The 23,313-nt window shown below is 70.1% G+C and carries 24 protein-coding genes and 1 pseudogene; 8 read left to right on the top strand and 17 right to left on the bottom strand.

The window, feature by feature from the left end:
- Positions 1 to 89: 89 nt before the first annotated feature.
- Positions 90 to 950: a serine protein kinase RIO gene (locus ACZ5J1_RS03990; protein WP_464562722.1), complete on the top strand. Its 861-nt coding sequence runs from the start codon at positions 90 to 92 to the stop codon at positions 948 to 950.
- Between the two features lie 36 nt (positions 951 to 986).
- Positions 987 to 1,907, top strand: a complete 921-nt coding sequence (locus ACZ5J1_RS03985; RefSeq protein ID WP_464562720.1) for an LOG family protein — start codon at positions 987 to 989, stop codon at positions 1,905 to 1,907.
- Between the two features lie 2 nt (positions 1,908 to 1,909).
- Here the strand turns inward: ACZ5J1_RS03985 and ACZ5J1_RS03980 are convergent, their stop codons facing one another.
- The 3 genes and pseudogenes from ACZ5J1_RS03980 to ACZ5J1_RS03970 form a co-directional block, all read right to left on the bottom strand.
- Entirely contained in the window at positions 1,910 to 3,055 is a 1,146-nt protein-coding gene (locus ACZ5J1_RS03980) for a glycosyltransferase family 4 protein (protein WP_464562718.1), read from the bottom strand.
- Positions 3,056 to 3,136: 81 nt separating this feature from the next.
- Positions 3,137 to 4,620, bottom strand: a pseudogene (locus tag ACZ5J1_RS03975) (aldehyde dehydrogenase family protein).
- Entirely contained in the window at positions 4,617 to 6,248 is a 1,632-nt protein-coding gene (locus ACZ5J1_RS03970) for a GMC family oxidoreductase (RefSeq protein ID WP_464562716.1), read from the bottom strand. Before ACZ5J1_RS03970 ends, ACZ5J1_RS03975 begins: the two are co-directional and overlap by 4 nt.
- A 143-nt stretch (positions 6,249 to 6,391) precedes the next feature.
- Between ACZ5J1_RS03970 and ACZ5J1_RS03965 the strand changes: the two genes are divergently transcribed.
- The 5 genes from ACZ5J1_RS03965 (at position 6,392) to ACZ5J1_RS03945 (ending at position 9,389) form a co-directional block, all read left to right on the top strand.
- Entirely contained in the window at positions 6,392 to 7,621 is a 1,230-nt protein-coding gene (locus ACZ5J1_RS03965) for a PucR family transcriptional regulator (RefSeq protein WP_464562714.1), read from the top strand.
- Between the two features lie 31 nt (positions 7,622 to 7,652).
- Entirely contained in the window at positions 7,653 to 8,102 is a 450-nt protein-coding gene (locus ACZ5J1_RS03960) for a YdeI/OmpD-associated family protein (RefSeq protein ID WP_464562713.1), read from the top strand.
- A 53-nt stretch (positions 8,103 to 8,155) separates the two neighbouring features.
- A complete protein-coding gene (locus tag ACZ5J1_RS03955) occupies positions 8,156 to 8,572 on the top strand; it encodes a nitroreductase family deazaflavin-dependent oxidoreductase (protein WP_464562711.1) in 417 nt (138 codons plus the stop codon).
- Positions 8,573 to 8,577: 5 nt separating this feature from the next.
- Positions 8,578 to 9,018, top strand: coding sequence for a VOC family protein (locus ACZ5J1_RS03950; protein WP_464562709.1), 441 nt, complete (start codon positions 8,578 to 8,580; stop codon positions 9,016 to 9,018).
- An 83-nt stretch (positions 9,019 to 9,101) separates the two neighbouring features.
- Positions 9,102 to 9,389: a GIY-YIG nuclease family protein gene (locus tag ACZ5J1_RS03945; RefSeq protein WP_464562707.1), complete on the top strand. Its 288-nt coding sequence runs from the start codon at positions 9,102 to 9,104 to the stop codon at positions 9,387 to 9,389.
- A gap of 87 nt (positions 9,390 to 9,476) precedes the next feature.
- Here ACZ5J1_RS03945 and rlmN read toward each other — a convergent pair whose 3' ends face one another.
- The 10 genes from rlmN to rpsB form a co-directional block, all read right to left on the bottom strand.
- Positions 9,477 to 10,625 carry a dual-specificity RNA methyltransferase RlmN gene (gene rlmN / locus ACZ5J1_RS03940; protein WP_464562705.1) on the bottom strand — a complete coding sequence of 383 codons (1,149 nt, stop codon included), beginning with the start codon at positions 10,623 to 10,625 and terminating at the stop codon, positions 9,477 to 9,479.
- Between the two features lie 100 nt (positions 10,626 to 10,725).
- Entirely contained in the window at positions 10,726 to 11,019 is a 294-nt protein-coding gene (locus ACZ5J1_RS03935) for a hypothetical protein (protein WP_464562703.1), read from the bottom strand.
- A gap of 146 nt (positions 11,020 to 11,165) precedes the next feature.
- A complete protein-coding gene (locus tag ACZ5J1_RS03930) occupies positions 11,166 to 12,056 on the bottom strand; it encodes a phosphatidate cytidylyltransferase (protein ID WP_464562701.1) in 891 nt (296 codons plus the stop codon).
- Between the two features lie 20 nt (positions 12,057 to 12,076).
- Positions 12,077 to 12,631 carry a ribosome recycling factor gene (gene frr, locus ACZ5J1_RS03925; protein WP_464564698.1) on the bottom strand — a complete coding sequence of 185 codons (555 nt, stop codon included), beginning with the start codon at positions 12,629 to 12,631 and terminating at the stop codon, positions 12,077 to 12,079.
- 63 nt (positions 12,632 to 12,694) lie between these two features.
- Entirely contained in the window at positions 12,695 to 13,405 is a 711-nt protein-coding gene (pyrH, locus tag ACZ5J1_RS03920) for a UMP kinase (RefSeq protein WP_464562699.1), read from the bottom strand.
- A 33-nt stretch (positions 13,406 to 13,438) separates the two neighbouring features.
- Complete coding sequence (locus tag ACZ5J1_RS03915) at positions 13,439 to 13,696, bottom strand: hypothetical protein (RefSeq protein ID WP_464562697.1); 258 nt, start codon at positions 13,694 to 13,696, stop codon at positions 13,439 to 13,441.
- Between the two features lie 26 nt (positions 13,697 to 13,722).
- Positions 13,723 to 14,982 carry a TFIIB-type zinc ribbon-containing protein gene (locus ACZ5J1_RS03910; RefSeq protein ID WP_464562695.1) on the bottom strand — a complete coding sequence of 420 codons (1,260 nt, stop codon included), beginning with the start codon at positions 14,980 to 14,982 and terminating at the stop codon, positions 13,723 to 13,725.
- A 1-nt stretch (position 14,983) separates the two neighbouring features.
- On the bottom strand, positions 14,984 to 16,180 hold the full coding sequence (locus ACZ5J1_RS03905; protein ID WP_464562693.1) for an SPFH domain-containing protein: 1,197 nt from the start codon (positions 16,178 to 16,180) through the stop codon (positions 14,984 to 14,986).
- A 161-nt stretch (positions 16,181 to 16,341) separates the two neighbouring features.
- Positions 16,342 to 17,151 carry a translation elongation factor Ts gene (tsf, locus tag ACZ5J1_RS03900; RefSeq protein ID WP_464562691.1) on the bottom strand — a complete coding sequence of 270 codons (810 nt, stop codon included), beginning with the start codon at positions 17,149 to 17,151 and terminating at the stop codon, positions 16,342 to 16,344.
- Positions 17,152 to 17,192: 41 nt separating this feature from the next.
- Complete coding sequence (gene rpsB, locus ACZ5J1_RS03895) at positions 17,193 to 18,035, bottom strand: 30S ribosomal protein S2 (RefSeq protein WP_464562689.1); 843 nt, start codon at positions 18,033 to 18,035, stop codon at positions 17,193 to 17,195.
- A gap of 366 nt (positions 18,036 to 18,401) precedes the next feature.
- Here rpsB and ACZ5J1_RS03890 point away from each other — a divergent pair, with 366 nt between their 5' ends.
- A complete protein-coding gene (locus ACZ5J1_RS03890) occupies positions 18,402 to 19,031 on the top strand; it encodes a murein hydrolase activator EnvC family protein (RefSeq protein WP_464562687.1) in 630 nt (209 codons plus the stop codon).
- Here the strand turns inward: ACZ5J1_RS03890 and ACZ5J1_RS03885 are convergent.
- From ACZ5J1_RS03885 to ACZ5J1_RS03870, 4 genes are read right to left on the bottom strand one after another with little or no spacing between them, the layout of a single operon-like run.
- On the bottom strand, positions 18,993 to 19,958 hold the full coding sequence (locus tag ACZ5J1_RS03885; RefSeq protein ID WP_464562685.1) for a tyrosine recombinase XerC: 966 nt from the start codon (positions 19,956 to 19,958) through the stop codon (positions 18,993 to 18,995). The genes ACZ5J1_RS03890 and ACZ5J1_RS03885 overlap by 39 nt on opposite strands.
- A gap of 10 nt (positions 19,959 to 19,968) precedes the next feature.
- On the bottom strand, positions 19,969 to 21,135 hold the full coding sequence (dprA, locus tag ACZ5J1_RS03880) for a DNA-processing protein DprA (protein WP_464562683.1): 1,167 nt from the start codon (positions 21,133 to 21,135) through the stop codon (positions 19,969 to 19,971).
- A complete protein-coding gene (locus ACZ5J1_RS03875) occupies positions 21,125 to 22,732 on the bottom strand; it encodes a YifB family Mg chelatase-like AAA ATPase (protein WP_464562681.1) in 1,608 nt (535 codons plus the stop codon). Before ACZ5J1_RS03875 ends, dprA begins: the two co-directional genes overlap by 11 nt.
- Complete coding sequence (locus tag ACZ5J1_RS03870; RefSeq protein WP_464562679.1) at positions 22,732 to 23,100, bottom strand: YraN family protein; 369 nt, start codon at positions 23,098 to 23,100, stop codon at positions 22,732 to 22,734. The genes ACZ5J1_RS03875 and ACZ5J1_RS03870 overlap by 1 nt, the downstream gene beginning before the upstream one ends.
- Positions 23,101 to 23,313: the final 213 nt, after the last annotated feature.

The raw sequence follows: 23,313 nt of genomic DNA, 5'->3' as shown, positions 1-23,313 counted from the left end.
TCCTGTGATCCGAGAGGAGGCACGACCCATGACGACTGTCCTTGTCGGCATGTCCGCCCGCCGTACCTCTCACCTTCACCGGAGTATTCGTGTCTACCTCAGACTTCTCGCTTGACCCACGCTTCACCTTCGACTTCATCGCTCTCGACCCCGACGACGACCTGCGCCACGACGCCGGCAGCCGCTGGACCACCTGGCTGAGCGTCGAGCCGCTCAGCCGCGGCCCGGAACCCCGCCCCGACTGGGTGGTGACCTCCCAGGCCGCGATCGACACCGAGCTCGGCATCCTCAAGACGGGCAAGGAGGCCGACGCCTTCCTGATCCACCGCGGTGTGCCCGACTCCGAGGAGCTGGGCGAGTCCATCGTCATGGTGGCCAAGCGCTACCGCGGCGACGAGCACCGCACCTTCCACCGCTCCTCGACCTACACCGAGGGCCGTCGGACCCGGAACACGCGTGACATGCGCGCCCTGGCCGGCAACAGCGTCTACGGCCGCTCGGTCGCGGCCGGACAGTGGGCCCGCGCCGAGTGGGAGGCGTTGGTGCGCTGCTACGAGATCGGGCTCCCGGTCCCCTACCCCGTCCAGATCGACGGCACCGAGATCCTGATGGAGTGGATCGCCGTCGACGGGGAGACCGCACCCCGGCTCGCGCAGACCCGGCCCGACGCCGACCTGCTCGCGCACTACTACGAGCAGACCCGCGAGGTGCTGCTGATGCTGACCGAGCAGGGCCTCGTGCACGGCGACCTGTCGCCGTACAACGTGCTCGCTGCCGGAGAATGGCTGGCCGTGATCGACCTGCCGCAGATGGTCGACCTGGTCGCCAACCCCGCCGGGGCCGACTTCCTGCTGCGCGACTGCACCAACATGTGTCGCTGGTTCGCCGCTCGCGGACTGCCGGCCGACGAGCACGCCCTGTTCGGTGAGCTGATGTCGGTGGCCTTCTAGGTCCGGGTCACCCTCCGACGCCCTAGGGTTCGGAGGGTGACCCGACGCCATGTGCGGGCTCGGCCGACGCCGATCGCCCCGCCGGAGCCGCACTGCCCGGTCGACATCGACCGCACCCGCCTCTACTCACCCTCCGAGCTCTACGGCACCGGCTCGTACGCCGCCTCCGTGGATGCGCGCGCCTACGCCTGGTCGCGCGAGCCACGCGACCACCACCGCGCCCGGCAGCGAGCGCTGCACGACTTCGCGATCGACGAGGCGCTGGACGCCTGGATCGCGGGGCGTCACATCGTCGGGGTGATGGGCGGCCACTCGGCGGTGCGAGGCAGCGCCGACTACGTCGCTGCCGCTCGACTGGGTCACCGGCTCGCCCAGGGGCGCACCGTCGCCACCGGCGGTGGGCCGGGAGCGATGGAGGCCGCCAACCTCGGCGCCTGGTCGGCCCACCAGGAGTTGACCGAGGTCGAGGCCGCGATCGCCGAGCTGGCCGAGGTGCCCCGGTTCATCCCGTCCATCGAGGACTGGGCGCGGCCCGCGCTCCGCCTCCGTGAACGGGCGTTGGTCGATCGGCCGGCCGAGCAGAGCACCTCGCTGGGGATCCCCACCTGGTACTACGGGCACGAGCCGCCCAACGTCTTCTGCGACGCGGTGGCGAAGTACTTCCGCAACGCGGGCCGCGAGGCGATCCTGCTCTCCATCTGCGACGCCGGGATCGTCTTCCTCCCGGGTGCTGCCGGCACGGTGCAGGAGATCTTCCAGGACGCGTGCGAGAACTACTACGCGGCTCCCGGCATGGTCGCGCCGATGGTGCTGGTCGGCGAGGAGTACTGGACCAGCACGCTGCCGGCCTGGCCGCTGCTGCACACGATGGCCACCGAGCGCGGGTTCGCCGACCGGGTGTTCCTGGTCGACGACGTCGAGGACGCCGCGCAGGTGTTGGAGTCGCTGACCGGCTGAGCTCAGGCCGCGGTGCGGCGAGCCGGCCGGCCGGCGCGTTCCGCGATCACGTCGCGGTAGTGCTCGAGCAGCAAGCCGTTGATGGCGGTCCAGGACCGGCCCTCGACCTGGGTCCGTCCGCAGCGACCCATCCGGCGGGCGAGCCGAGGGTTCTGGTGCAGCGCGTCGACGAAGCGGGCGAGGTCGCTCGCGGACCCCGGCTCGTAGAGGAAGCCGGACTTGAGATCGTCGACCACGTCGATCGGTCCGCCCTGACGGGGGGCGACCACCGGCACGCTGCTCGCGAGCGCTTCCTGGGCCGACTGGCAGAACGTCTCCGACCGGCCGGTGTGCACGAAGACGTCGAGCGACGCGTACGCGGCGGCGAGCTCCTCGCCATGCAGCAGCCCGAGGAACTGGGCGCGCGGCATCAGCTTGGCCAGGCGGTCACGCTCCGGGCCGTCGCCGACGAGCACGAGGGCGTAGCGCGGGTCCTCGGACAGCTCCCGGAGCAGCCCGAGCTCCTTCTCGGCGGCCAGCCGGCCGACGTACCCGACGATGGTCTCGCCGTTCGGGGCGAGCCGGAGCCGGAGGCGCGGGTCACGACGCGCGGGGTGGAAGAGGTCGGTGTCGACTCCCCGCGGCCACAGCGCCGTCGCGGTGATGCCGAGCGTGGAGAGCTGCTCCAGGCTGGCGGTCGACGGCACCAGGGTGCGGTCGACGTGGGTGTGCATCCGTCGGGTCATGGTCGCTGCGGCCTGCGCGCCGCCGGACAGGCTCAGCCACGGGTAGCGGCCGGCGAAGCCGACCAGGTCGGTCTGGTAGATCGCCACGGACGGGATCCCGAGCTCGTCGGCGACCCGGATCGCCTGGTACCCCAGCGTCGCCGGGCTGGCGATGTGGATCACGTCGGGACCGAAGCGCTCGAAGATCGCTCGGAGACGACCGCGGGTCTCCAGGCCGAGGCGGAAGTCCTTGTAGAACGGCAAGGACGCACCGCGGACGCGGAGCACCGGGAAGCCGACGTACTCCGGCGGGCCGGTCGGCGCGATCACTGCAGCCTCGTGGCCCTCGGCGGCGAGGTGCTCGAGCACGCGGCGGACGGAGTTGGTGACTCCGTTGATCTGGGGAAGGAACGACTCGGTGACGATCAGCACCCTCAGGCTCATGGTTCGACGGTGACCTCACCGGCTGACCACCCGGGTGAACTCGAGTGACCAGCCGGTGAATGTCCCGCGTCGGCGCCGGTCCTACTTGCGGCCGTGGACCAGGGCGATGATCTTGCCCAGCTTCTCCTCGGTGGCGGCGGTGCGACCGAAGGTCATGAGCGGCAACGGTGGGTTGAACTTCTGCCGGACCACGGCGTGCGGGTAGCAGAACTCACGCAGCCCGTCCTCGCCGTGGATCCGACCGAAGCCCGAGTCACCGACCCCACCGAACGGCACGCTCGGCACGACCGCGAAGGTGAGCACCGAGTTCACCGCGACCATCCCGGAGCGGATCCGGTCGGCGATCGCGGTGCCCTGGCGCTTGCTGAAGACCGAGGCACCGAGGTGGTAGCGCGAGGCATTCGTCAGCGCGACCGCCTCGTCCATGTCGCGCACCTGGCGCAGCACCAGCGTCGGCCCGAAGGTCTCCTCCGTGACCGCGCTGCACTCCTCCGGTACGTCGACCAGGAGCGTCGGCTGCACCACCTGACCGTCGACGGGGGCACCTCCGGCGATCACTCGGCCACCAGCCGCGACGGCTTCGTCCACGTGCCGGCGGATGATCTCGACCTGCGACGGCATCGTGATCGGTCCGACCAGGGCACCGGAGTCGGCCCCGGCCCGCAGAGCTTCGACGACCTCCGTCAGGTGACCCGTGAACGCGTCGTAGACCCGCTCGTGCACGTAGATCCGCTCCACGCCGATGCACGTCTGACCGGCGTTGGCGATCCCGCCCCAGGCGGCAGCTTCGGCCGCCGCTCGCAGGTCGGCGTCGGCGTCGACGAGGAGGGCGTCCTTGCCGCCGCACTCGGCCACGACCGGCGTGAGGTTCTCGCACAGGAGGCCATCACCCGCTTGGCGGTGGCGGTGGACCCGGTGAAGGCGATCTTGTCGACACCACTGCGACACAGGGCCGCGCCGCTGCTGCCGTCGCCGGTGATCAGCTGCAGGACGGGGTGCTCGGGGACGACCTGGCTGAAGGCGTCGACGAGCCACTTCCCGACACCGGGGGTGAATTCGCTGGGCTTGAACACGATCGTGTTGCCGGCTGCCAGCGCGTAGACGATCGAGCCCATCGGAGTGAACACCGGGTAGTTCCACGGCCCGATCACGCCGATCACGCCGAGGGCCTTGTACTCCACGGTGGCGCCGAGGTTGGCGTTGATCAGGCCAGCCTTCGCGCGGCGCTTGCCGAGCACCTTGGCTGCGTTCTTGCCGGCCCACGCGAGGTGGTCGAGGACGAGCGCGACCTCGAGCACGGCATCGCTGTGCGGCTTGCCCATCTCCTCGTGGATCACCCCGGCGAGCTGGTTGATCCGGCGGGCGATCACGCCGCGGAACCGGTCGAGTCGCTTGCGCCGCTCGGCGTATCCGATTCCCTGCCACCACTCGGCGGCGATCCTGGCGCGCTCGACGGCGAGGGCGATCTCGGCGTCGCCGTGGATCGGGTAGGTGCCGACGACATCCCCGGAGCCGGGGTTGCGGACGTCGAAGGTGGCGAGGCTATGGTCCAGCAGGGTGCTCATCGGGCGGTCTCCTTGGTACGGCGGGTCGCGGTGGTCGCGGGCGCGGCCACCTTGCCGCGGAGCAGGTCGGCGGCCTTCTCGCCGATCATGATCGACGGCGCGTTGGTGTTGCCCCGGGTGACCTTGGGCATCACCGAGGCGTCAGCGACCCGCAGGCCCTCGATCCCGTGCACCCGGAGCTCCGGGTCGACGACCGCGTCCTCGTGAGTGCCCATCGCACAGGTCCCGACCGGGTGGAAGAGCGTCTGGGTCCACCGGGCGATGTAGGCGTCGATGGCGGCGTCGTCATCACCGGTGCGCAGGAACGGCGCGGTGAGCAGCGTCGCGAGAGGGCCCTGGTTCGCGATCTCGATCGCCGTCCGGCACCCGGCACGCATCGCGTCGAGGTCCGTCTGCTCGGCGAAGTAGGCGGGGTCCATCGCGGGCTTCCACAGCGGGTTGCTGCTGCGCAGGGTGAGGCGCCCGCGGCTGGCGACGTCGACCAGCGTGACGCCGGTGGTGAACATCGCGCCCGCCGGTTCCCGCAGCCCGTTGTCGTAGAAGCCGGTCGGAGCGGCGATGAACTGGATGTCGGGGCCCTCCAGCCCGTCCCTGGTCTGGATGAATCCACCGGTCTCACCGATGTTGGACGACAGCGGACCACGGCCGGTCGCCTGCCACTGGATCAGCCGGGCTGGGGTGACGGAGTCGACGGCGACGTCCTTGGCGCTGGTGTGCCACATCAGGGGGGTGACGGGGTGGTCGTGCAGGTTCGCGCCGACACCCGGCAGGTCGAGCGCGACCTCGATGCCGTGCTCAGCCAGGTGTGCCCCTGGACCGATCCCCGAGAGCATCAGGAGCTGCGGCGAGTTGATCGCGCCGCCGGAGAGGACGATCTCCGCGCTCGCCCAGGCCGTGGTGGTCGCGCCGTCGAGCAGGTAGGTCAGGCCGATCGCTCGGGTGCCCTCGACGATCACCCGCGTCGCCAGCGCTCCGGTGAGCACGCTGAGATTGGCCCTGGAAAGGGTCTCCGCCCCCAGGAACGCCGACGCAGTGGACCAGCGGCGGCCCCGGTGACAGGTCGCCTGATAGCTGCCGGCCCCGAGCTGGGTCTCACCGTTGAAGTCGTCATTGGCTGCCAGTCCGGCACTGCGTGCCGAGGCGGTCCACGCCTCCGTCGACTCGTGCCGGTACCGCCGGTCCTCGACGTGCAGGAGGCCCGAGTCGTTGTGGAAGGCACCGGCACCCCGGGTGTTGTTCTCCGATCGGAGGAAGTACGGCAGCACGTCGTCGTACGACCATCCGACGGCGCCGAAGTCCCGCTGCCAGGCGTCGAAGTCGGCTCGCGCACCACGGACATACATCATCGCGTTCATCGACGAGCAGCCGCCGAGCGCCTTCATCCGCGGCCAGAACGCCGTCTGACCGCCCAGCCCCGGCTGCGGCGTGGTCTCGTAGTTCCAGTCCCACTTGGTCTTGAACAGGTTCGGGAACGCAGCCGGCATGGAGATCTCCATCGCCTCGGCTGCCGGGCCGGCCTCGAGGAGGAGGACCGTCGTGGTCGGGTCCTCACTCAGCCGGTGGGCGAGAACGGCGCCGGCGCTACCGGCTCCGACGACGATGTAGTCGTAGGTATCTGGGTTCGACACGGTGCCTCCGAGGACTGATGGTTTCTGGCCTTCGATGTGACGGGGGCCACATTCGCCTGACAGGATGAGATTCCAGCACAACGGAACGGGCTTCCGCTTGGCACGATTGCCAGAATTCAGACGATCGATTGGACTCAAGCACAATGGCGATGACCCTGGGGGCCTGGGTTCAGGCGTACGTCGCCGAGGCGAGCAGTGAGGCGCGCGTCGAGGCGTTCGTCGCCCACGTCAACGGCCAGATCCTGGCGGCGATCCCCGAGGTCGCCTCCGACCCGATCCTCACCGCCGAGCTGAACGCCTCGACGAAGAGCCAGTTCCAGGTGTTCCTGAGCCTTCTCGAACGCGAGCGGCAGGAGCTCCTGCTGCCACCGCAGGCGGCCGACCTGGCACTCTCGATCGCCCGGCGCGACCTCGATCTCGGCGTGCTGCTCAAGGTCTACCGCGTGGCGGCGAACGCGGTCTGGGAGGCCTTCGTCGAGGTTGCCGAGAACGTGCCCGAGGGAGGCCCGGACCGGACCGAGGTGCTGGTCTACCTCTGGGACCACGGCGGGACCTGGATCAACGAGGCCAGCGAGCACCTCATCGGTGTCTTCTACGCCGAGCGCGAGGCTGCGATGCACGGGGCCTTCGCGCAACGGGCCGAGACGGTCCGGGCGTTGCTGGGTGGCGAGGATCTCCCGGTCGACGACACCTCGCGCCTCCTCGCCCATCCGCTGCGCGGGCCCCAGGTCGGGCTCGTGCTGTGGACACCGACCGAGACCGCGAGCGATCTGGTCGACCTCACCGCCGCTTCCGAGGCGATCGCCGAGTCGGTCGGGGCCCGCCTGCTCACCGTCCCTGCCGGTCGCGGGGAGGTCTGGTCCTGGCTCGCGACACCGCGGACCCTCGACCCCCTCGACCTGCGCGAGGCGATCGGCCGGATCGCGGAACGCCAGATCGCCCCGGGCGTGCGAGTCGCGGTGGGCACGCCCGGAACGGGCGTGGAGCACTTCCGTTCCTCCCACCGCGAAGCGCTCGACGCTCAGCGGCACGCGATCGCGACCGGTGCTTCGGGCGCGACCTGGTATGCCGACGTGGAGCTTCCCTGCCTCGTGGCGGGCAACGAGGCAGCGGTCGTGGCGCTCATCGACCGGGAGCTGGGTGACCTTGCCGGCGCCGACGCGGGCCTGGACCGGATCCGGGAGACCCTGCTCGCCTTCCTCGAGCGCGGTGGGAACGTCGAGCAGGTGGCGACCGACCTGTATGTGCACAAGAACACCGTCCGCTACCGACTCGCCCAGGCCGAGGGCCTGCTCGGTCACCCACTGAACGAGCGACGCACCGAGGTGGCTCTGGCCTTGGCATGTCTGCCTCGATTCGGTTCGAGCCGATGACGAAGCGGGACTGAACGTGGAGACTCGATCCATGGACGTCCAGACCTTCAGAACCGTGCTGTTCGCCGCGGGCGGCAACAACGTCGGGATCGTGGTGCCGGCCGAGGTGGTGGAGGCGTTCGGGCGCGGCAAGCGGGTGCCGGTCAAGGTCACCATCGACGGGGACTACACCTACGCGAACACGATCTCCTCGATGGGCGGCCGGTTCCTGATCTCGTTCAACGCCGAGACCCGGGCCGCGACCGGCCGCGGCGCCGGCGACGAGATCGAGGTGCGCCTGGAGGCCGACGATGCGCCACGCACCGTGGACCCGCCGACCGAGCTCGCGGCCGCGCTCGCCGCGGACGCCGAAGCCGCCGCCGCCTGGGAGAGGCTCTCCTACTCCGCGCAGAAGGCACACGCGTTGTCGATCGAGTCCGCCAAGACCACCGAGACCCGCGAGCGTCGCCTCGCCAAGGTGTTGGCGGCGCTGAACCCCTGATCGGGCCGCCCAGGTCCGCACTACATTCGAGGATGAACCCACCAGGAGGCATCGTGAAAGAGTTCAACACTCGGGTGATCGACGAGTTCCGAGCGAACGAGGGCCGCGTCTCGGGCCCGTTCGAGGGCGCTCCGATGGTGCTCGTGCACCACGTCGGCCGCAAGAGCGGCGCCGAGCACGTCAGCCCGATGATGTACCTGGCCGGGGACGGCGACGAGGTCTTCATCTTCGCCTCGAAGGCGGGGGCGCCGAGCAACCCCGGCTGGTACTACAACCTGACCTCCGCCGGCAGCACCGAGATCGAGCTCGGCACGGAGCGCTACCGGGTCGCAGTCAGCGAGGTGACCGGCGAGGAACGGGACCGGATCTACGCCGAGCAGGCAAGCCGCTACCCGGGGTTCGCCGGCTATGCCGAGAAGACCGCCGGCATCCGCACCATCCCGGTGCTCCGCCTGACACGGCAGGACTGACGCCCATGCCGAGCATCAAGCGCTTCGACCACGTCGGCATCACGGTCGCCGACCTCGAACCTGCGCTGGCGTTCTTCCTCGCGCTGGGCCTGGAGGTCGAGGGTCGGACCTTCGTCGAGGGCGAGTTCATCGACGTCGTGACCGGGATCCCCGACTCCCGCTCGGAGATCGTCATGCTGCAGGTCCCCGGCGGGGGCACCAGCGTCGAGCTGTCCAGCTTCGTCCGGCCGGCGTCGGTCCCCGGGTCCGCCGAGGCCCTGGCCAACGAGACCGGCCTGCGCAGCATCGCCTTCGAGGTCGACGACCTCTCCGGGTACGTCGAGCAGCTGGCCGATCTCGGATACGGATTGATCGGCGGGATCGGTGAGTACGAGGGCGTCTGGTCGATGGCCTACGTCCGCGGCCCCGAAGGCATCACGGTCGCCTTGGCCCAGCGCCTGGGTTGAGACCCGTTGGTCGAGTGCCGGCGACGAAGGAGCCGGTGTATCGAGACCCCGGTCCTGTCGGTCCCGACCTCGATCCTCGGTTCATGGCATGGACCTACATCTTGGAATGCGCGGACGGCTCTTACTACGTCGGCAGCACGATCGACCTTGACCGCCGAGTCGGTCAGCATCAAGACGGCGAGGGCGCGGCGTACACCCGGCGCCGCCTCCCTGTGAAGCTCGTCTGGTCTGCCGAGCAGCAGTCGATCAGAGACGCTTTCGGATATGAGAAGCAGATCCAGAACTGGTCACGCGCCAAGCGGGAAGCGCTGATTCGAGGTGACCTGGCTGCCGTGCGTGAAGCAGGAAAGAAGCGGTTCAAGCGGGACTGAGGTCTCGATACACCTCGCTGCGCTCGGCACTCGACCAACGGGTCTCGATACACCTCGCTGCGCTCGGCACTCGACCAACGGAGGCAGCTACTCCTTGGCGGCGAGCTGCCCGCAGGCGCCGTCGATTTCCCGGCCGCGGGTGTCGCGGACGGTGGTCGAGATGCCCTTGGCCTCGAGCCGCCGGACGAACTCACGCTCGTCGCGCGGGTCCGACGCGGTCCACTTCGACCCCTCGATCGGGTTGAGCGGGATCAGGTTCACGTGCACCCAGCCGTGCCCGCGCTCGTTGAGCACGTCGGCCAGCAGGTCGGCCCGGTGGGCCTGGTCGTTGATCCCCCGCATCATGGCGTACTCGATCGAGACCCGTCGGCCGGTCGCGTCGAAGTATTCCCGCGCGGCGTCGACCGTCTCGGCGACGCTGAAGCGGTTGTTGATCGGGACCAGCTCGTTGCGCAGCTCGTCGTCGGGCGCGTGCAGGCTGAGCGCGAGCGTGACGGGGATGCCCTCGGTCGCGAGCTGCTTCATCCGGGGCACGAGACCGACGGTGGAGACGGTGACGTGGCGGGCGCTGAGGCCCAGTCCGTCGGGGGCCGGAGACGTCATCCGACGTACGGCGCCCATGATCGCCTTGTAGTTGGCCAGCGGCTCGCCCATGCCCATGAAGACCACGTTGGACAGGCGCCCGGGTCCCCCGGCCACGTCGCCGTTCGCCATCGCGCGGGCGGCCACCACGACCTGGTGGACGATCTCGGCGGTCGACATGTTCCGCTGGAGCCCGCCCTGGCCGGTGGCGCAGAACGGGCAGGCCATCCCGCAGCCGGCCTGGGAGGAGATGCAGACGGTGGCGCGGTCGGTGTAGCGCATCAGGACCGACTCGACGAGCGCGCCGTCGAAGAGCTTCCACAGCGTCTTCACGGTGGTGCCCTTGTCCGCGGTCTGGGTGCGGATGTCGGTCATCAGGTCCGGCAGCAGGCCGGCAACGATCTCCTCGCGGGCGTTGGCCGGCAGGTCGGTCATCGCGGCGGCGTCGGACTCGAGACGCTCGAAGTAGTGCACCGAGACCTGCTTGGCCCGGAAGGCCGGGAGTCCCAGCTCCTTGGCCATGTCGCCACGCTCGGCCAACGCCAGGTCGGCGAGGTGGCGCGGCGGCTTGGCCCGGCCTCGGGGTGCGGCCATCACCAGTGGCAACGGCGTCGGGTTCACCTCGGCCGGCGGGATCTGGAGTGACTCGGACATGTACCCAGTGTCCCATCGATTGGTGGCGGCTCCCGAAACGACGAAACCCTCAGCTCGGCCCCAACAAACCTCAAGTCGGCGTGAACAACCCTCAACTCGGCTAGGAGGTGGCGACCAGCAGCCAGAGCACCAGGGCACCGACACCGAGGACGACCCCGACGGTGGCGACGATCCCGAGCCAGACGTAGAGGCCGAATCGCCGGGTGTGCTCCCGGGTGACCAACCAGATCGGGACGGCCAGCGTGGCGAGCACGAGGGGGAAGAGGTCCTGGACCATGTACCGCGGGAACAGGACGTTGAGGAGTGCCGCGAACAGGGCGGGCACGATCAGGATGAACGCCAACCCGGTGAAGAACCCGCTGAGAGGGGTCACGACCGGGTGGTCGCGATGCATCCATTCGTTGGTGTCATGAACAGTTTCGTTGATCGACAGGTGCATCGATCTACTCCTGGGTGGTCTCGACGATGAGCCCTGACCCTTCGACCGTACGCCGACGCCCGACCGCGTTGCCACCCTGATGAGCGGCGTGTCGGCAGCGATCAGTTGAACACCGTGTAGTGCAGCAGCAACCAGATCGGGGCGATCGTCGCCAGCAACGAGTCGAGCCGATCCATGATGCCGCCGTGGCCGGGGATCACCTGGCTCATGTCCTTGACGCCGAGATCGCGCTTGATCACGGACTCGACCAGGTCACCGAGCACCGCCATGCCGGCACCGATGATGCCGAGCGCGATGCCGACCCACCAGTCCCCGTCCAGCAGGAGGACGACCAGCAGGACACCGGCCGCGCAGGTCGCGACCATGGACCCGGCGAAGCCCTCCCAGGACTTCTTGGGCGAGATCACCGGGGCCATCTGGTGCTTGCCGAACAGGACGCCGGCGATGTAGCCACCCGTGTCGGAGGCGACGGTGACCGCGATGAAGGTGATGATCCCCTTCACCCCGTCGTCGATACCCGTGACCTCCCAGGTTCCACCCTCGGCCAGCATCAGCGCCACGAACGAGCCGAGGAACGGCAGGTAGATCAGGGTGAAGACGGCACCCGTCGCAGTACGGACGTAACCCTCGATGCCGCGGTGGAGCAGCCACAGCATGAGTGCCAACGCCGTCACCGCGGTCGCGGTGACGAGTGCTTCCGCGCCCCAGAAGTAGGCGACGACGATCATCACCGCGCCGCCGATCATCAGCGGCTGCTCGGGCAGGTCGATGTCCTTGGCCAGCAGGCCGCGGCGCAGTTCCCAGATCGCGATCACGAGCGCCGCGACGACGACGAGCAGGAAGGCGGTCTTCCAGAAGACGAGGCTGAGGATGATGACCGCGATCAGCACGACCGCCGAGCCGATCGCGGCCTTCAGGTCGCGGCCCGCGCGCCCGTGGTCCTTGGGTGGGTCCTGGGGCGTCGGAGCGGTCGGCGTGTTGATGTCGGACATCGGATCCCGGCTGCGTGAGGTCAGACCTCGAGCAGCTCGGCCTCCTTGGCCTTGAGCAGCTCGTCGATCGCGTCGGTGTGCTTCTTGGTGGTGGCGTCGAGACGCTTCTCGGCACCGGCGACGTCGTCCTTGCCGACCTCGCCGTCCTTCTCGAGCTTCTCCAGGTTCTGCTTGGCCTTCTGGCGCACCTGGCGGACCGAGATCCGGCCCTGCTCGGCCTTCTCCTTGGCCTGCTTGGTGAACTCCTTGCGGCGCTCCTCGGTCAGGTCCGGGAAGACGGCCCGCAGGATCTTGCCGTCGTTGGACGGGTTGATGCCGAGGTCGGAGTCACGGATCGCCTTCTCGATCGCCGCCATCGCGGAGATGTCGAACGGCGCGATGTTGATCACGCGCGGCTCCGGGCTGGTGAACGTCGCCAGCTGCTGCAGCGGCGTCGGGGTGCCGTAGTACTCCGCGGTGAGCTTGTTGAAGACCGAGGGGGTGATGCGACCGGCGCGGATCGTGTTGAAGTCCTCCTTGGTCGCGGCGACGGACTTGCCCATCTTGTCGTCCGCCTCGTTGAGGATGTCGTTGATCACAGCTGCTCCTTGGTCGTCGTACGTCGTTCTCGGTCGGCGCTGTCGCGCCCAGGTCGTGGGTCAGCCAGCGCTGACGAGCGTGCCAATCTTCTCACCCTCCACGACACGGAGGATGTTGCCTTCCGGCTCCATGCCGAAGACCACCATCGGGAGCTTGTTCTCCCGGCACAGGGTGAAGGCGGTCTGGTCCATGATCTTGAGGCCGCGACTGATCGCCTCGTCATAGGTGAGGTGGTCGTACTTCGTCGCGGTGGGGTCCTTGTGCGGGTCGGCCGAGTAGACCCCGTCGACACCGTTCTTGCCGACCAGGACGACGTCGCAGTGGCTCTCCAGAGCCCGCTGCACGGCGACGGTGTCGGTGGAGAAGTAGGGCAGGCCCATGCCCGCACCGAAGATGACGACGCGACCCTTCTCCATGTGCCGGATCGCGCGACGCGGGATGTACGGCTCGGCGACCTGGCCCATCGTGATCGCGGTCTGGACCCGGGTGTCGACACCGAGGTTCTCCAGGAAGTCCTGCAACGCGAGGCAGTTCATCACGATGCCGAGCATGCCCATGTAGTCGGCGCGGACGCGGTCCATGCCACGCTGCTGCAGCTCGGCGCCACGGAAGAAGTTGCCCCCTCCGGTGACCACGGCGACCTGCACGCCGGCATCGACCACGGACTTGATCTCGTGGGCGATCGCGGAGACGACGTCGGGATCGACTCCGACCTGGCCACCCCCGAAGACCTCACCCGAAAGCTTGAGCAGAACCCGCTTGAACGTCACGCAGCGACCCTACCGTCCCAGGGCTCGAGTCGCTCAACGGCGCCGCTGCACGCGCGCGCGGTAGGAGTCGCTGTTGTCCCCGTCGATCTCGGAGTCCTTGGTCTTGGAGATGTGGCCGACCTTCTCCTCCTCGCCCGCCACCGGCTGGGCGTGGATGAGCGTCTCCCTCTCGAACGCGTGCGACTTGTCGGTGTTGCGGTAGTACCGGTAGACGAGCCAGTAGGTGCCGATCGCGCCGGCGGGTCCGAGGGCCAGCAGCGCGAGGATCCCGCCGCCGCTGTCCGAGCTCATCGCAATGACGTTGACCAGGTCGATCATCAGGCGGCCGCCACCAGGAACGCGGCGACCAGGGCCTCCAGGCCGGTCCCGACGGTGAGGGCCGCGAGCAGCAGCTTCGGCTGCGAGATCGGGATGCTTCCCATCGTCTCGCCGGTGCGGGCGTTGACGGCGATGTAGTGCAGCATCCCGTTGCTCTCCTGCCGGAACGAGTACAGCCAGACCGGCAGGTACATCGCGATCCACCGCGAGCCCGCGACCTCGATCCTCTCCTCCTGCCACCGCACACCGCGGTCGAAGGCACCGATCGAGGAAGCCACCTGGGCTCGGCCGATCGAGAGCATCTGGTCCTCGAGCCGGGGCTGCAGCGCACCGACGTTGAGATCCCGCTTCTCGCTGTTGAAGCCGAGCAGGTAGCTGGCGTTCCACTTGACCGCGTTCTTGGTGTCGAACGGGAGGATCGTGTTGATGATGTTGTTGGTCGTCGAACCGCCGAACTCGGACCGCTCCGAGGAGCCCTCCAGGGTGAGGTCGTCGACCGTGAACGCCACCCGCCGGGTCAGGTCGTAGACGTCGGCCGCGTAGTAGGTCTCGGTGTTGTCGCCGTGCTTCTCGGTCCACCGCCGGGTCTGGACCTCCCCCTGGCCCCAGTACTGGGTCTCGGCCCGGCCGTCGACGACCAGGTAGGGCAGGTAGACGCCGAGCACGTTCTCGGGCACGAACTCGGCCTTGAAGCGCCGGTGCGCGAAGAGCCTGCGCTTGGAGGCGAACGCGCGGATCCGCTCGACCGCCTCCTCCTTGGCCAGCTTGAACGGCAGCACGGCGTCGGGGACGGCCCCGTTGGGGATCTGGTGGTTGACGTTGAGGGTGTGCCGACACCAGTGGCAGCGCGCGTTGAGTGCGTGCGCGGTGTCGACCACGACCTCGGCCCCGCACGCCTCGCACTTGAGCGTGAGCACGTCGGCGACATCGGCCTGGATGTCAGCCGCCCCGCCGGCGATCACCGTGCCGGTGAGCTCGTCGATGCCCTCGCCGAGGCCGAACTCCTCCTCGACCCGCTCCTCGGTCCACTCGGCGCGGCAGAACTGGCAGACCAGCATGCCCGTCGAGGGCCGCAGCAGCACGTCGGTCGAGCCGCACTTCGGGCACCGGTTGACCCCGTCCGTGACCGCCTCGTTGACGGTCTCGATGCTCGGGGACGGCTCCGGTCCGGCCTTCGCCGCCGCCAGCTCCTCCTCGAGGGAGAGCGGCGGGCCGTCGAAGGTCGGTTTCCGGGGCGGCTCGGGTGCCTCCTGGGTCATCTCAGAGACCGAGCGCCTTGGACTTCGCGGCGTCGTAGTCGTCCTGCGTGATCAGACCGGCGTCGAGCATCTCCTTGGCGCGCTTGAGCGTCGCCACCGGGTCGTCGGCAGCAGGAGCAGCCGGAGCGGCCGCCGCCGGCGCTGCCGGCGCGGGCGTCGGTGCGGGGGCCGGGGTGACCGGCTGCTGCAGGCCACCGAGCCCGGCGCCTCCCGCGGCCATGCCCATGCCGATCAGGCCACCCGGGCCGGCGTTCTCGCCGGCAGCCTCCATGCCCGCGGCGACGGAGGCCTGCAGGTTGGAGTTGCCCCGCGAACCCGACAGCGCGTCGGCCCGCTGGACGTTCTTGAGCAGCTCACGGGTGTTGGCGTCGTACTCGATCGAGACGATCGCGGTCTTGACGATCTCGAGCCCGCGGTCGGACTTCCACTGGTAGCCCGCCTCGACGGCCTCCGAGAGCGCCTGGGCGAAGCCCAGCGAGTCCTGCTGGAGCTTGGTGATCCGACCGCCCTTGGCGGGGTCGTTGGTGTAGATCGAGAAGGCGGGTGCCAGCGAGCTGACCACTTCGTTGAACAGCTGCTGCCCGGCGGGGTTGTCCATGTCGGTGAAGTCGAAGACGCTGCCCCCGCCCAGCACGGCGGCCGGCACGAAGTTGCGCAGGAAGGTCAGGGGGTCGGTGATCTTGAGCGTGTAGGTCCCGCGGGTGATCGCTCCGACCTGGGTGTTGAGGAAGGAGTCGTCCCAGTAGATCTCGGACTGCGTGCCGAACTTGTTGTCGGGCAGCTCCTTGAGGGAGACGAAGATGGCGGTCTGCTGGGCTGCGGGGCGGCCACCGAACTTGAACCGCTCCCAGCTCTGCTTGATCAGGCTGTCGACCAGGCCGCCGCCGGTGAAGATCGATTGCGAGGCGGACTCCTCCGAGTCCCAGATGTAGGCACCGGCCTGGGCGGCGAACCCGGTGAAGGCGCCCTGCTCGAGGAGCACCAGGCCGTAGCCCTCGGGGACGATGATCTTGGAACCGTTCGTGATCACCCCGGTCGACCCGCGGGTGTTGCTCCCGCGGCCGGCGTTCTGGCCCTTGCTCTCGATCGGGAAGACCGCCGCCGTGGAGCCGACGCCGTCGGGCACCCCGAAGAAGTCGACCCACTGGTCGGCGAGCGTGCCGCCGATCGCACCCGCTGCCGCCTGGATGAGTCCCATGCCCTGCTCCTTCGACGTTGGGCGCACGACCGTCGGGCGCCGACGACGAAAACCTATCGCGGGGCGGGTGAGGAGGTAAGGGTCACTCGTCGTACGCCACCGAAATGCCACGAGCCCCCACCCGGTGACCGGATGGGGGCTCGCGATGCTTGATCAGGTGATCAGGCGCCGACCTCGAAACGCGCGAAGCGCGTGACGGTGGTGTTGGCGGCGTCGAGCACCTGCTTGACCGACTTCTTCGCCTCGAAGACCGACTCCTGGTCGAGCAGGACGATCTCCTTGAAGAAGGCGCCGATGCGACCCTCGACGATCTTGGCGACGGCAGCCTCCGGCTTGCCCTCCTCCAGCGTCTTCTTGGTCAGCACGTTCTTCTCAGCCTCGACGACGTCGGCCGGAACCTGGTCGCTGGTGAGGAACTGAGCCTTGAGCGCAGCGGCCTGCTGAGCAGCCTGCTTGGCGGCAGCCTCGTCACCCTCGAACTCGACGAGAACGCCGAGGGTCGGGGGCAGGTCGGAGGCCTTCTTGTGCAGGTAGACCGTGGTGTTGCCCTCGAAGTAGGCAACCTCACCGAGCTCGATCTTCTCGCCGATGGTGCGAGCGAGCTCGTCGACGGTCTCGCCGACCGTGCTGTCGCCGAGCGCGACGGCGCGGAGGGTCTCCACGTCGGCGGCCTTGGAGGCGTTCGCGGCGTCCGCGATCGCCTGGGCGGCGGTCACGAAAGCCTCGTTCTTGGCGACGAAGTCCGTCTCGGCCTTGAGGCTGATCAGGGCGTTGCCCGAAGCGGCCACGAGCCCGGCGGAGGCCTCACGCTCGGCGGCGCGGGCGGCGGCCTTGGCCGCACCCTTGACGCGGAGCAGCTCGACAGCCTGGTCGAAGTCGCCGTCGGTCTCGTCGAGCGCCTTCTTGCAGTCCATCATGCCGGCCTGGGTGAGCTCGCGGAGCTTCTTCACATCGGCAGCGGTGTAAGCCATGAGCGTTCCTTTTGCTGGTACGTCGGTGTACGGGTGGTCGATCAGGCCTGCGCGTCGGCGGCGGGGGCCTCAGCGGCCTCCACAACCTCAGCGGCGGGAGCCTCGGTGCCCTCGGCGGCCGGGGTCTCGAGGAGCTCGCGCTCCCACTCGGCCAGCGGCTCGGCGGCCGGGGTCTCGCCACCGGTGTTGGCGCCGGAGCGGGCGATCAGGCCCTCGGCGACAGCGTCAGCGACGACGCGGGTGAGCAGGCCCACGGCGCGGATGGCGTCGTCGTTGCCCGGGATCGGGAAGTCGACGTCGTCCGGGTCGCAGTTGGAGTCCAGGATCGCGATGATCGGGATACGAAGCTTGCGAGCCTCCTCGACAGCGAGGTGCTCCTTGTTCGTGTCGACGATCCACACGGCGGACGGGGTGCGACCCATCTCGCGGATACCACCCAGGGTGCGGTCGAGCTTGTCGCGCTCGCGCTTCATCTGGAGGAGCTCCTTCTTCGTGCGGCCCGAACCGGCCACGTCGTCGAAGTCGAGCTCGTCCAGCTCCTTGAGGCGGTTGATCCGCTGGTGGACGGTCGAGAAGTTGGTGAGCATGCCGCCGAGCCAACGCTGGTTGACGTAGGGCTGGCCGACACGGGTCGCCTGCTCGGCGATGGCCTCCTGGGCCTGCTTCTTGGTGCCGACGAACAGGATGGTGCCGCCCTTGGCGACGGTCTCCTTGATGAAGGCGTACGAGCGGTCGATGTAGGCCAGCGACTGCTGCAGGTCGATGATGTAGATGCCGTTGCGCTCGGTGACGATGAAGCGCTTCATCTTCGGGTTCCAACGACGGGTCTGGTGCCCGAAGTGGACGCCGCTCTCGAGGAGCTGGCGCATGGTCACGACTGCCATGATTTCTCCAGTAACTAGTTTCTCAGTTGTCTGCGCCCGGGCGGTGCCCGGAAGCCCTGGCGTCTGCACGTAGCCCGACCTGATCACTCAGGACTGAGAGCTACGTCCGCGGGCGGCCATCCCTCCGGCTGGAGCCGGTCGGATGTCGCGGTCTGCGAACGCGCGAAGTCACCTCGTCGGGCCACCGGATGGAGGCCGTCAAAGATGCGTCGTCCAGAGTAGTCCCGCACTCGCTCGCAGCGCGAATCCCGCCGACCCTCCCGCACCGGGCCCGGGCGGGGTGCACAGCCGGCCGTGGCGTCACCCTTCTCCACCGCGCCGCCGGGCGCTCTCCCCCGCCTCCCCGGGCCACCGCACCGTGGGTGCGTGAACACCACCACCGTCCTGGCCCGGCTCTCCGGAGGACTCACCGTCGTCGTCCTGGTGGTCGCCCTGTTCCGGGTGACCGTCGCCTCCGGGGAGCCGGACCCGGCCGGTGCGTGGCCGCTCGCCCCGCGGCCCTCGGTGGTCCGAGGATTCGCGCCGCCCGCGCAGGCCTGGGAGCCCGGCCATCGGGGCGTCGACCTGGGCGGGACTGTCGGGCAGGCCGTGCGGAGCGCCCTCCCCGGGCGGGTGACGATGGCCAGCGCGCTCGCGGGGGTGCCGATCGTGGTCGTCGACCACGGCACCGTCCGCACGACCTACCAGCCGGTCCTGGCCACCGTCCGGGTCGGCGACCAGGTCGCGACGGGCCAGGCGATCGGGACGCTCGGCGTGACCGGCTCGCACTGCGCCGCGTCGGCGTGCCTGCACTGGGGTCTGATCCGCAACGGCACCGACCCGCCGGAGTACCTGGACCCGCTGGCGCTGGTCGGGCTGTTGCCGGTCAAGCTGTTGCCGCTGGCCGGCCCGGCTCCTCAGCGACAGACGCGCGCGCTCGGTGGTGACGTGACGGCTCGGGAGACTCCCGTCCTGCTCCTACGCCCGCGGATGGGCCTGTTCGAACGCACGCCGTAAACGGTCGGTGCTGACGTGGGTGTACAGCTGGGTGGTGGCCAACGAGGCATGGCCGAGCAGCTCCTGAACGGCGCGCAGATCGGCACCTCCCTCGAGCAGGTGCGTCGCCGCGGTGTGCCGGAGCCCGTGCGGCCCGAGATCCGGAGCCCCGGGAACCGCGGCGATCCGGCGGTGCACCATCTCCCGGACCGTGCGCTGGTCGACCCGCCCACCCCGTGCACCCAGGAAAAGGGCCGGGCCCGACCGGTCCGCGACGACCTGGGGACGTCCGCGGACCAACCAGGCGTCGAGCGCGGCGGCCGCAGGGACGCCGTACGGGACGGTGCGTTCCTTGCTGCCCTTGCCGAAGACCCGCACCACGCGTCGCTCACGGTCGACGGAGTCCAGGTCGAGCCCGACCAGCTCCCCCACGCGGATCCCCGTGGCGTAGAGCAGCTCGAGCGCCGCGACGTCACGCAGGCCCACGGCACTGCCGTCGTCGGCCGCCGTCGTCGCCGCCCGGAGGAGCTCGTTCACCTCATCGACCCGCAGCACCGCGGGAAGGTCGCGATGGGCCTTGGGCGAGCCCAGGCTCGCTCCGACATCGGCCGGGATCCGACCGGTCCTCGCCGACCAGGCGGTGAAGGTGCGCGCAGCCGTCGCTCGACGAGCGAGCGTGGTGCGAGCCTTGCCGCGCGACTGCTGGTTGGCCAGCCAGCTGCGGAGCAGGCGCAGGTCGAGCTCGTCGAGGCGAGTGAGGCCGGAGCGAGCGGCGTGGACCAGCAGGCTGTCGACGTCGCCCAGATAGGCGCGCACGGTGTGGTCGCTGAGGTTGCGCTCGGACCGCAGGTGCCGTTCGTAGGCGCCGAGCGCCACGACGAAGTCTTCGGGCAGCAGATCCCCGCCGGCCTCAGCGGCCGCAGGCGTCTCGTGCGCACCTCCCGTCACGCCTCCGAGTCTAGGGTCCGTCGTCGCGCCGACGAGTCCGATCCGAGGCGGCCCGCGCGTCGTCGGCGATCCGCCACCCTCCGGCCTCGTAGACCACCAACGCCTCCTCCTGCAGCTTGCGGATCAGCCCTTGCGCGTCCTTCACCCCCACACCGGCCGTGCTCGCGATCCGGGCGATGTCGGCGGGACGAGCCAGGGGGACGGCTTCGAGGACCTGGCGGGCGCGGACGTCGAGCCGGTCCCGCGTGCGTACCGGGGCTCGGCGGGGGCCGACCAGGTGCTCCCCCGCCGGTGCCACCACCTCGAGCACGTCGGCACCGCAGGTCGCCAGCACGGCCGCACCGCTGCGGATCAGCTCGTGGGTGCCGGACGAGACCGAGCTGGTCGCCGGCCCGGGGACGGCGAGCAGGTGTCGCCCGAGGGTGCCGGCCCAGTTGGCGGTGTTGAGCGCGCCACTGCGCACGTTCGCCTCGACCACGACCGTCCCGGCTGCGAGGGCGGCGATGATCCGGTTGCGCGCCAGGAAGCGCAGCGGCATCGGGGCGGTGCCCGGGGCCAGCTCGGAGACGAGCGCCCCCCGCTCGAGGCATGCCTCGACCATCGCGGTGTTCCCGACCGGATAGACCCGATCGAGTCCGTGGGCCAGCGCGACGATGGTCGGGGCGCGGGACGCGAGGACGGCCCGGTGGGCTGACTCATCGATCCCGTAGGCACCGCCGGAGACGACGACCCACCCGGCCGCGGCGCACTCGGCCGCGATCGTCGCGGCCGCGGCGGTCCCGTACGTCGTTGCGGCCCGGGACCCCACGATCGCGACCCGGGGACTCAGCTGGTCCAGCGGGACACCCCGCACCCACAGACCCAACGGGGTCCCTCCTCGGCTGGAGATGGGGCCGACCTCGCCGAGGTCGTCGAGCCCGACCGGCCACTCGGGGTCGCCGGGGACGACCCAGCGTGCCCCGATCTGCTGGGCGACGGCGAGCACTGCCTCCGGCTGGACCCGATCGGAGCGACCGGCCGCGTCGCTGGCCAGCGTGCCGCCGAGGAGATCGGCGCGGAGCAGTGCCAGGGCCTGCACCGGGCCGTACTCGGCGACCAGGTCTCCCACCCGGGGGTCCCCGGGCTCGAACAGCAGGCTCAGCTCCAGTCGTGCCGCTCGGGCGTCCTCAGCCGGCATCGCTGCTCACCCCGGCCAGCACCCGTGGTCCGACGACGGCGACCGGGAGCGGCTCGCCCGTCCGCAGCGCCAACGCCGTCCGGACGTGGCTCAGATCCGGGGTGGATCGGCCCGCCAGGTCGGCGACCGTCCAGGCGAGCCGGTGCACCCGCACCGCGCCCCGGTTGGTCAGCCGGCCCGAGACGATCGCCGTCTCGAGCACCGCCATCGCCTCGTCCGACAGCGGCCACCGCTCGACCAGGGCCGCACCGGGCACTTCGCCATTGAGCCGCCACGGCGTCCCGTCGAGGCGCTCACGTTGTCGTTGCCGCGCCAGCGCCACCCGGCGTCCGACCTCAGCACTGGGCTCGGCACGGTCGAACGCGCCGCCCTCGCCCGGGGCGAGCGGGGTGAGGTGGCGCACGACGTCGATCCGGTCCAGGACCGGGCCACGCATCCTGCTGGCGTAGTCCCGCTTGGCGGCCGGCCGACACTCGCAGCGCGGCCCGCGGAAGACACCCTCGTTCCCGCACGGGCACGGATTGGCGGCGACCACGATCAGCGCCCGGGCCGGGAGCGTGACCAGCTCCTCGCCACGGGCGATGGTGATGTCGCCGTTCTCCATCGGGTCCCGGAGGGCCTCGATCACGTCGATGTGGAACAACGGGAACTCATCGAGGAAGACGACGCCGCCGTGGGCGAGGCTGACCTGGCCCGGCGTCACCGTCCCCTTGCCACCGCCGACGATCGCGACCTTGCTGGCGTCGTGGTGGGGAGCGACGTAGGGAGGTCGCCGCGCCAGCCCCTCGTGCGGGTCGAGCCGGCCCGCCAGGGACCGGAGCGCCATCAGCTCGATCGCCACCTCGCGCTCCAGGTCGGGCATGATCCCCGGGATCCGCTCGGCCAGCGACGTCTTGCCGCAGCCCTTCGGTCCGCTCAGGAAGAGGTGGTGACCGCCGGCGACGGCGACCTCGACGGCGTACTTGGCGTCGGCCAGTCCCCGCAGGTCGGCCAGGTCGAGGATGTCCAGGCGTTCGCCTCCGCGCCAGCCGAGGAAGGCACCGGCGCCCGAGTCCGGGATCGGTGGAGCCGGGGGAACTTCGTCACCCCGCAGCTCCGCCAGCGCCTGCGCCAGGGAGCGCACACCGAGCACGTCGACCCCCGCGACCAGGGACGCCTCGTCGACCTGGGACTCCGGGACGAAGACCCGGTGGAAGCCCTGACGAGCCGCGGCCAGCACCATCGGCAGCACACCCGCGACCGGTCGCAGGCCCCCGTCGAGGCTGAGCTCGCCGAGGAACACGGTCCGGGAGACGCGCGCACCCGGCCACTCCTCGCACGCCGCGACGGCGGCGACCGCGAGCGCCAGGTCGTAGTGGGTGCCGTTCTTGGGCAGGTCCGCCGGGGAGAGCAGGATCGTCACCCGCTGACTCGTCGGCCAGTCGATGCCGCTGTGCTGGACCGCCATCCGGATCCGGTGCTGGGCCTCGTGCAGGACCGGGTCCGCGCGGCCGACGATCGTCGTCCCGGGTGTGCCCGAGGAGACGTCGACCTGGACCTCGACGAGCGCTCCCGCGGCGCCGCGCAGCGCGACCGCATGCGTTCGGGCGAACGCCATCAGAGCAACCCCCGGACGTGGTCGACCGTGGCCGGGCCCGTCCGGGGGCGCAGCACGGCGACGAGGTCGATCCGGGTCCGGGCCGGACGCAACCCGTGGTCGTCGGCCCATCGCTGCGCCAGCCGGCGCAGCCGTTCGAGCTTGGCCCGCGTGACCGCTTCGTGCGGTGTCCCGCAGACCAACCCGCGGCGGGTCTTGACCTCACAGACCACCAGGTCCTCCCCGTCGCGCAGGACCAGGTCGATCTCGCCGTCGGAGCACCGCCAGTTCCGGTCCAGCAGCACCATCCCCAGCTCCTGGAGGTGGCGTGCCGCGACCCCCTCCCCGTAACTGCCCAGGCTCTGCCGCGCGGCCGCCGTCGAGACCATCGCCCACCCCCTGTCATCGCGGTCCTCGTGACCGACCACCCCAGCGTGCAGACGGGACCGTCCCGGGACCACTGACTCATCGGAGACGGTGGACAACCGGGACGTAGTCCCGCCCCGGGTAGTGCTGGTGGCCCATTTCCGGGCGCGAGCAGCCAGGGAAACCCCAGGCCTCTTGGTGCGAGGACTAGTCCTCCCTAGGGTCGGCCGAGGGGG

The organism is Nocardioides sp. JCM 18999 (assembly GCF_055391175.1).
This window is presented reverse-complemented; position numbering and strand designations above follow the sequence as displayed.

Excerpts from the sequence above, each read along its gene's own strand:
- ACZ5J1_RS03905 (WP_464562693.1), bottom strand. The coding sequence starts at position 16,180 with ATGGGACTCATCCAGGCGGCAGCGGGTGCGATCGGCGGCACGCTCGCC.
- ACZ5J1_RS03910 (WP_464562695.1), bottom strand. The coding sequence starts at position 14,982 with ATGACCCAGGAGGCACCCGAGCCGCCCCGGAAACCGACCTTCGACGGC.
- ACZ5J1_RS03915 (WP_464562697.1), bottom strand. The coding sequence starts at position 13,696 with ATGAGCTCGGACAGCGGCGGCGGGATCCTCGCGCTGCTGGCCCTCGGA.
- ACZ5J1_RS03965 (WP_464562714.1), top strand. The coding sequence starts at position 6,392 with ATGGCGATGACCCTGGGGGCCTGGGTTCAGGCGTACGTCGCCGAGGCG.
- rpsB (WP_464562689.1), bottom strand. The coding sequence starts at position 18,035 with ATGGCAGTCGTGACCATGCGCCAGCTCCTCGAGAGCGGCGTCCACTTC.
- ACZ5J1_RS03930 (WP_464562701.1), bottom strand. The coding sequence starts at position 12,056 with ATGTCCGACATCAACACGCCGACCGCTCCGACGCCCCAGGACCCACCC.
- tsf (WP_464562691.1), bottom strand. The coding sequence starts at position 17,151 with ATGGCTTACACCGCTGCCGATGTGAAGAAGCTCCGCGAGCTCACCCAG.
- ACZ5J1_RS03960 (WP_464562713.1), top strand. The coding sequence starts at position 7,653 with ATGGACGTCCAGACCTTCAGAACCGTGCTGTTCGCCGCGGGCGGCAAC.
- ACZ5J1_RS03875 (WP_464562681.1), bottom strand. The coding sequence starts at position 22,732 with ATGGCGTTCGCCCGAACGCATGCGGTCGCGCTGCGCGGCGCCGCGGGA.
- ACZ5J1_RS03950 (WP_464562709.1), top strand. The coding sequence starts at position 8,578 with ATGCCGAGCATCAAGCGCTTCGACCACGTCGGCATCACGGTCGCCGAC.
- ACZ5J1_RS03870 (WP_464562679.1), bottom strand. The coding sequence starts at position 23,100 with ATGGTCTCGACGGCGGCCGCGCGGCAGAGCCTGGGCAGTTACGGGGAG.
- dprA (WP_464562683.1), bottom strand. The coding sequence starts at position 21,135 with ATGCCGGCTGAGGACGCCCGAGCGGCACGACTGGAGCTGAGCCTGCTG.
- ACZ5J1_RS03935 (WP_464562703.1), bottom strand. The coding sequence starts at position 11,019 with ATGCATCGCGACCACCCGGTCGTGACCCCTCTCAGCGGGTTCTTCACC.
- ACZ5J1_RS03980 (WP_464562718.1), bottom strand. The coding sequence starts at position 3,055 with ATGAGCCTGAGGGTGCTGATCGTCACCGAGTCGTTCCTTCCCCAGATC.
- ACZ5J1_RS03945 (WP_464562707.1), top strand. The coding sequence starts at position 9,102 with ATGGCATGGACCTACATCTTGGAATGCGCGGACGGCTCTTACTACGTC.
- rlmN (WP_464562705.1), bottom strand. The coding sequence starts at position 10,625 with ATGTCCGAGTCACTCCAGATCCCGCCGGCCGAGGTGAACCCGACGCCG.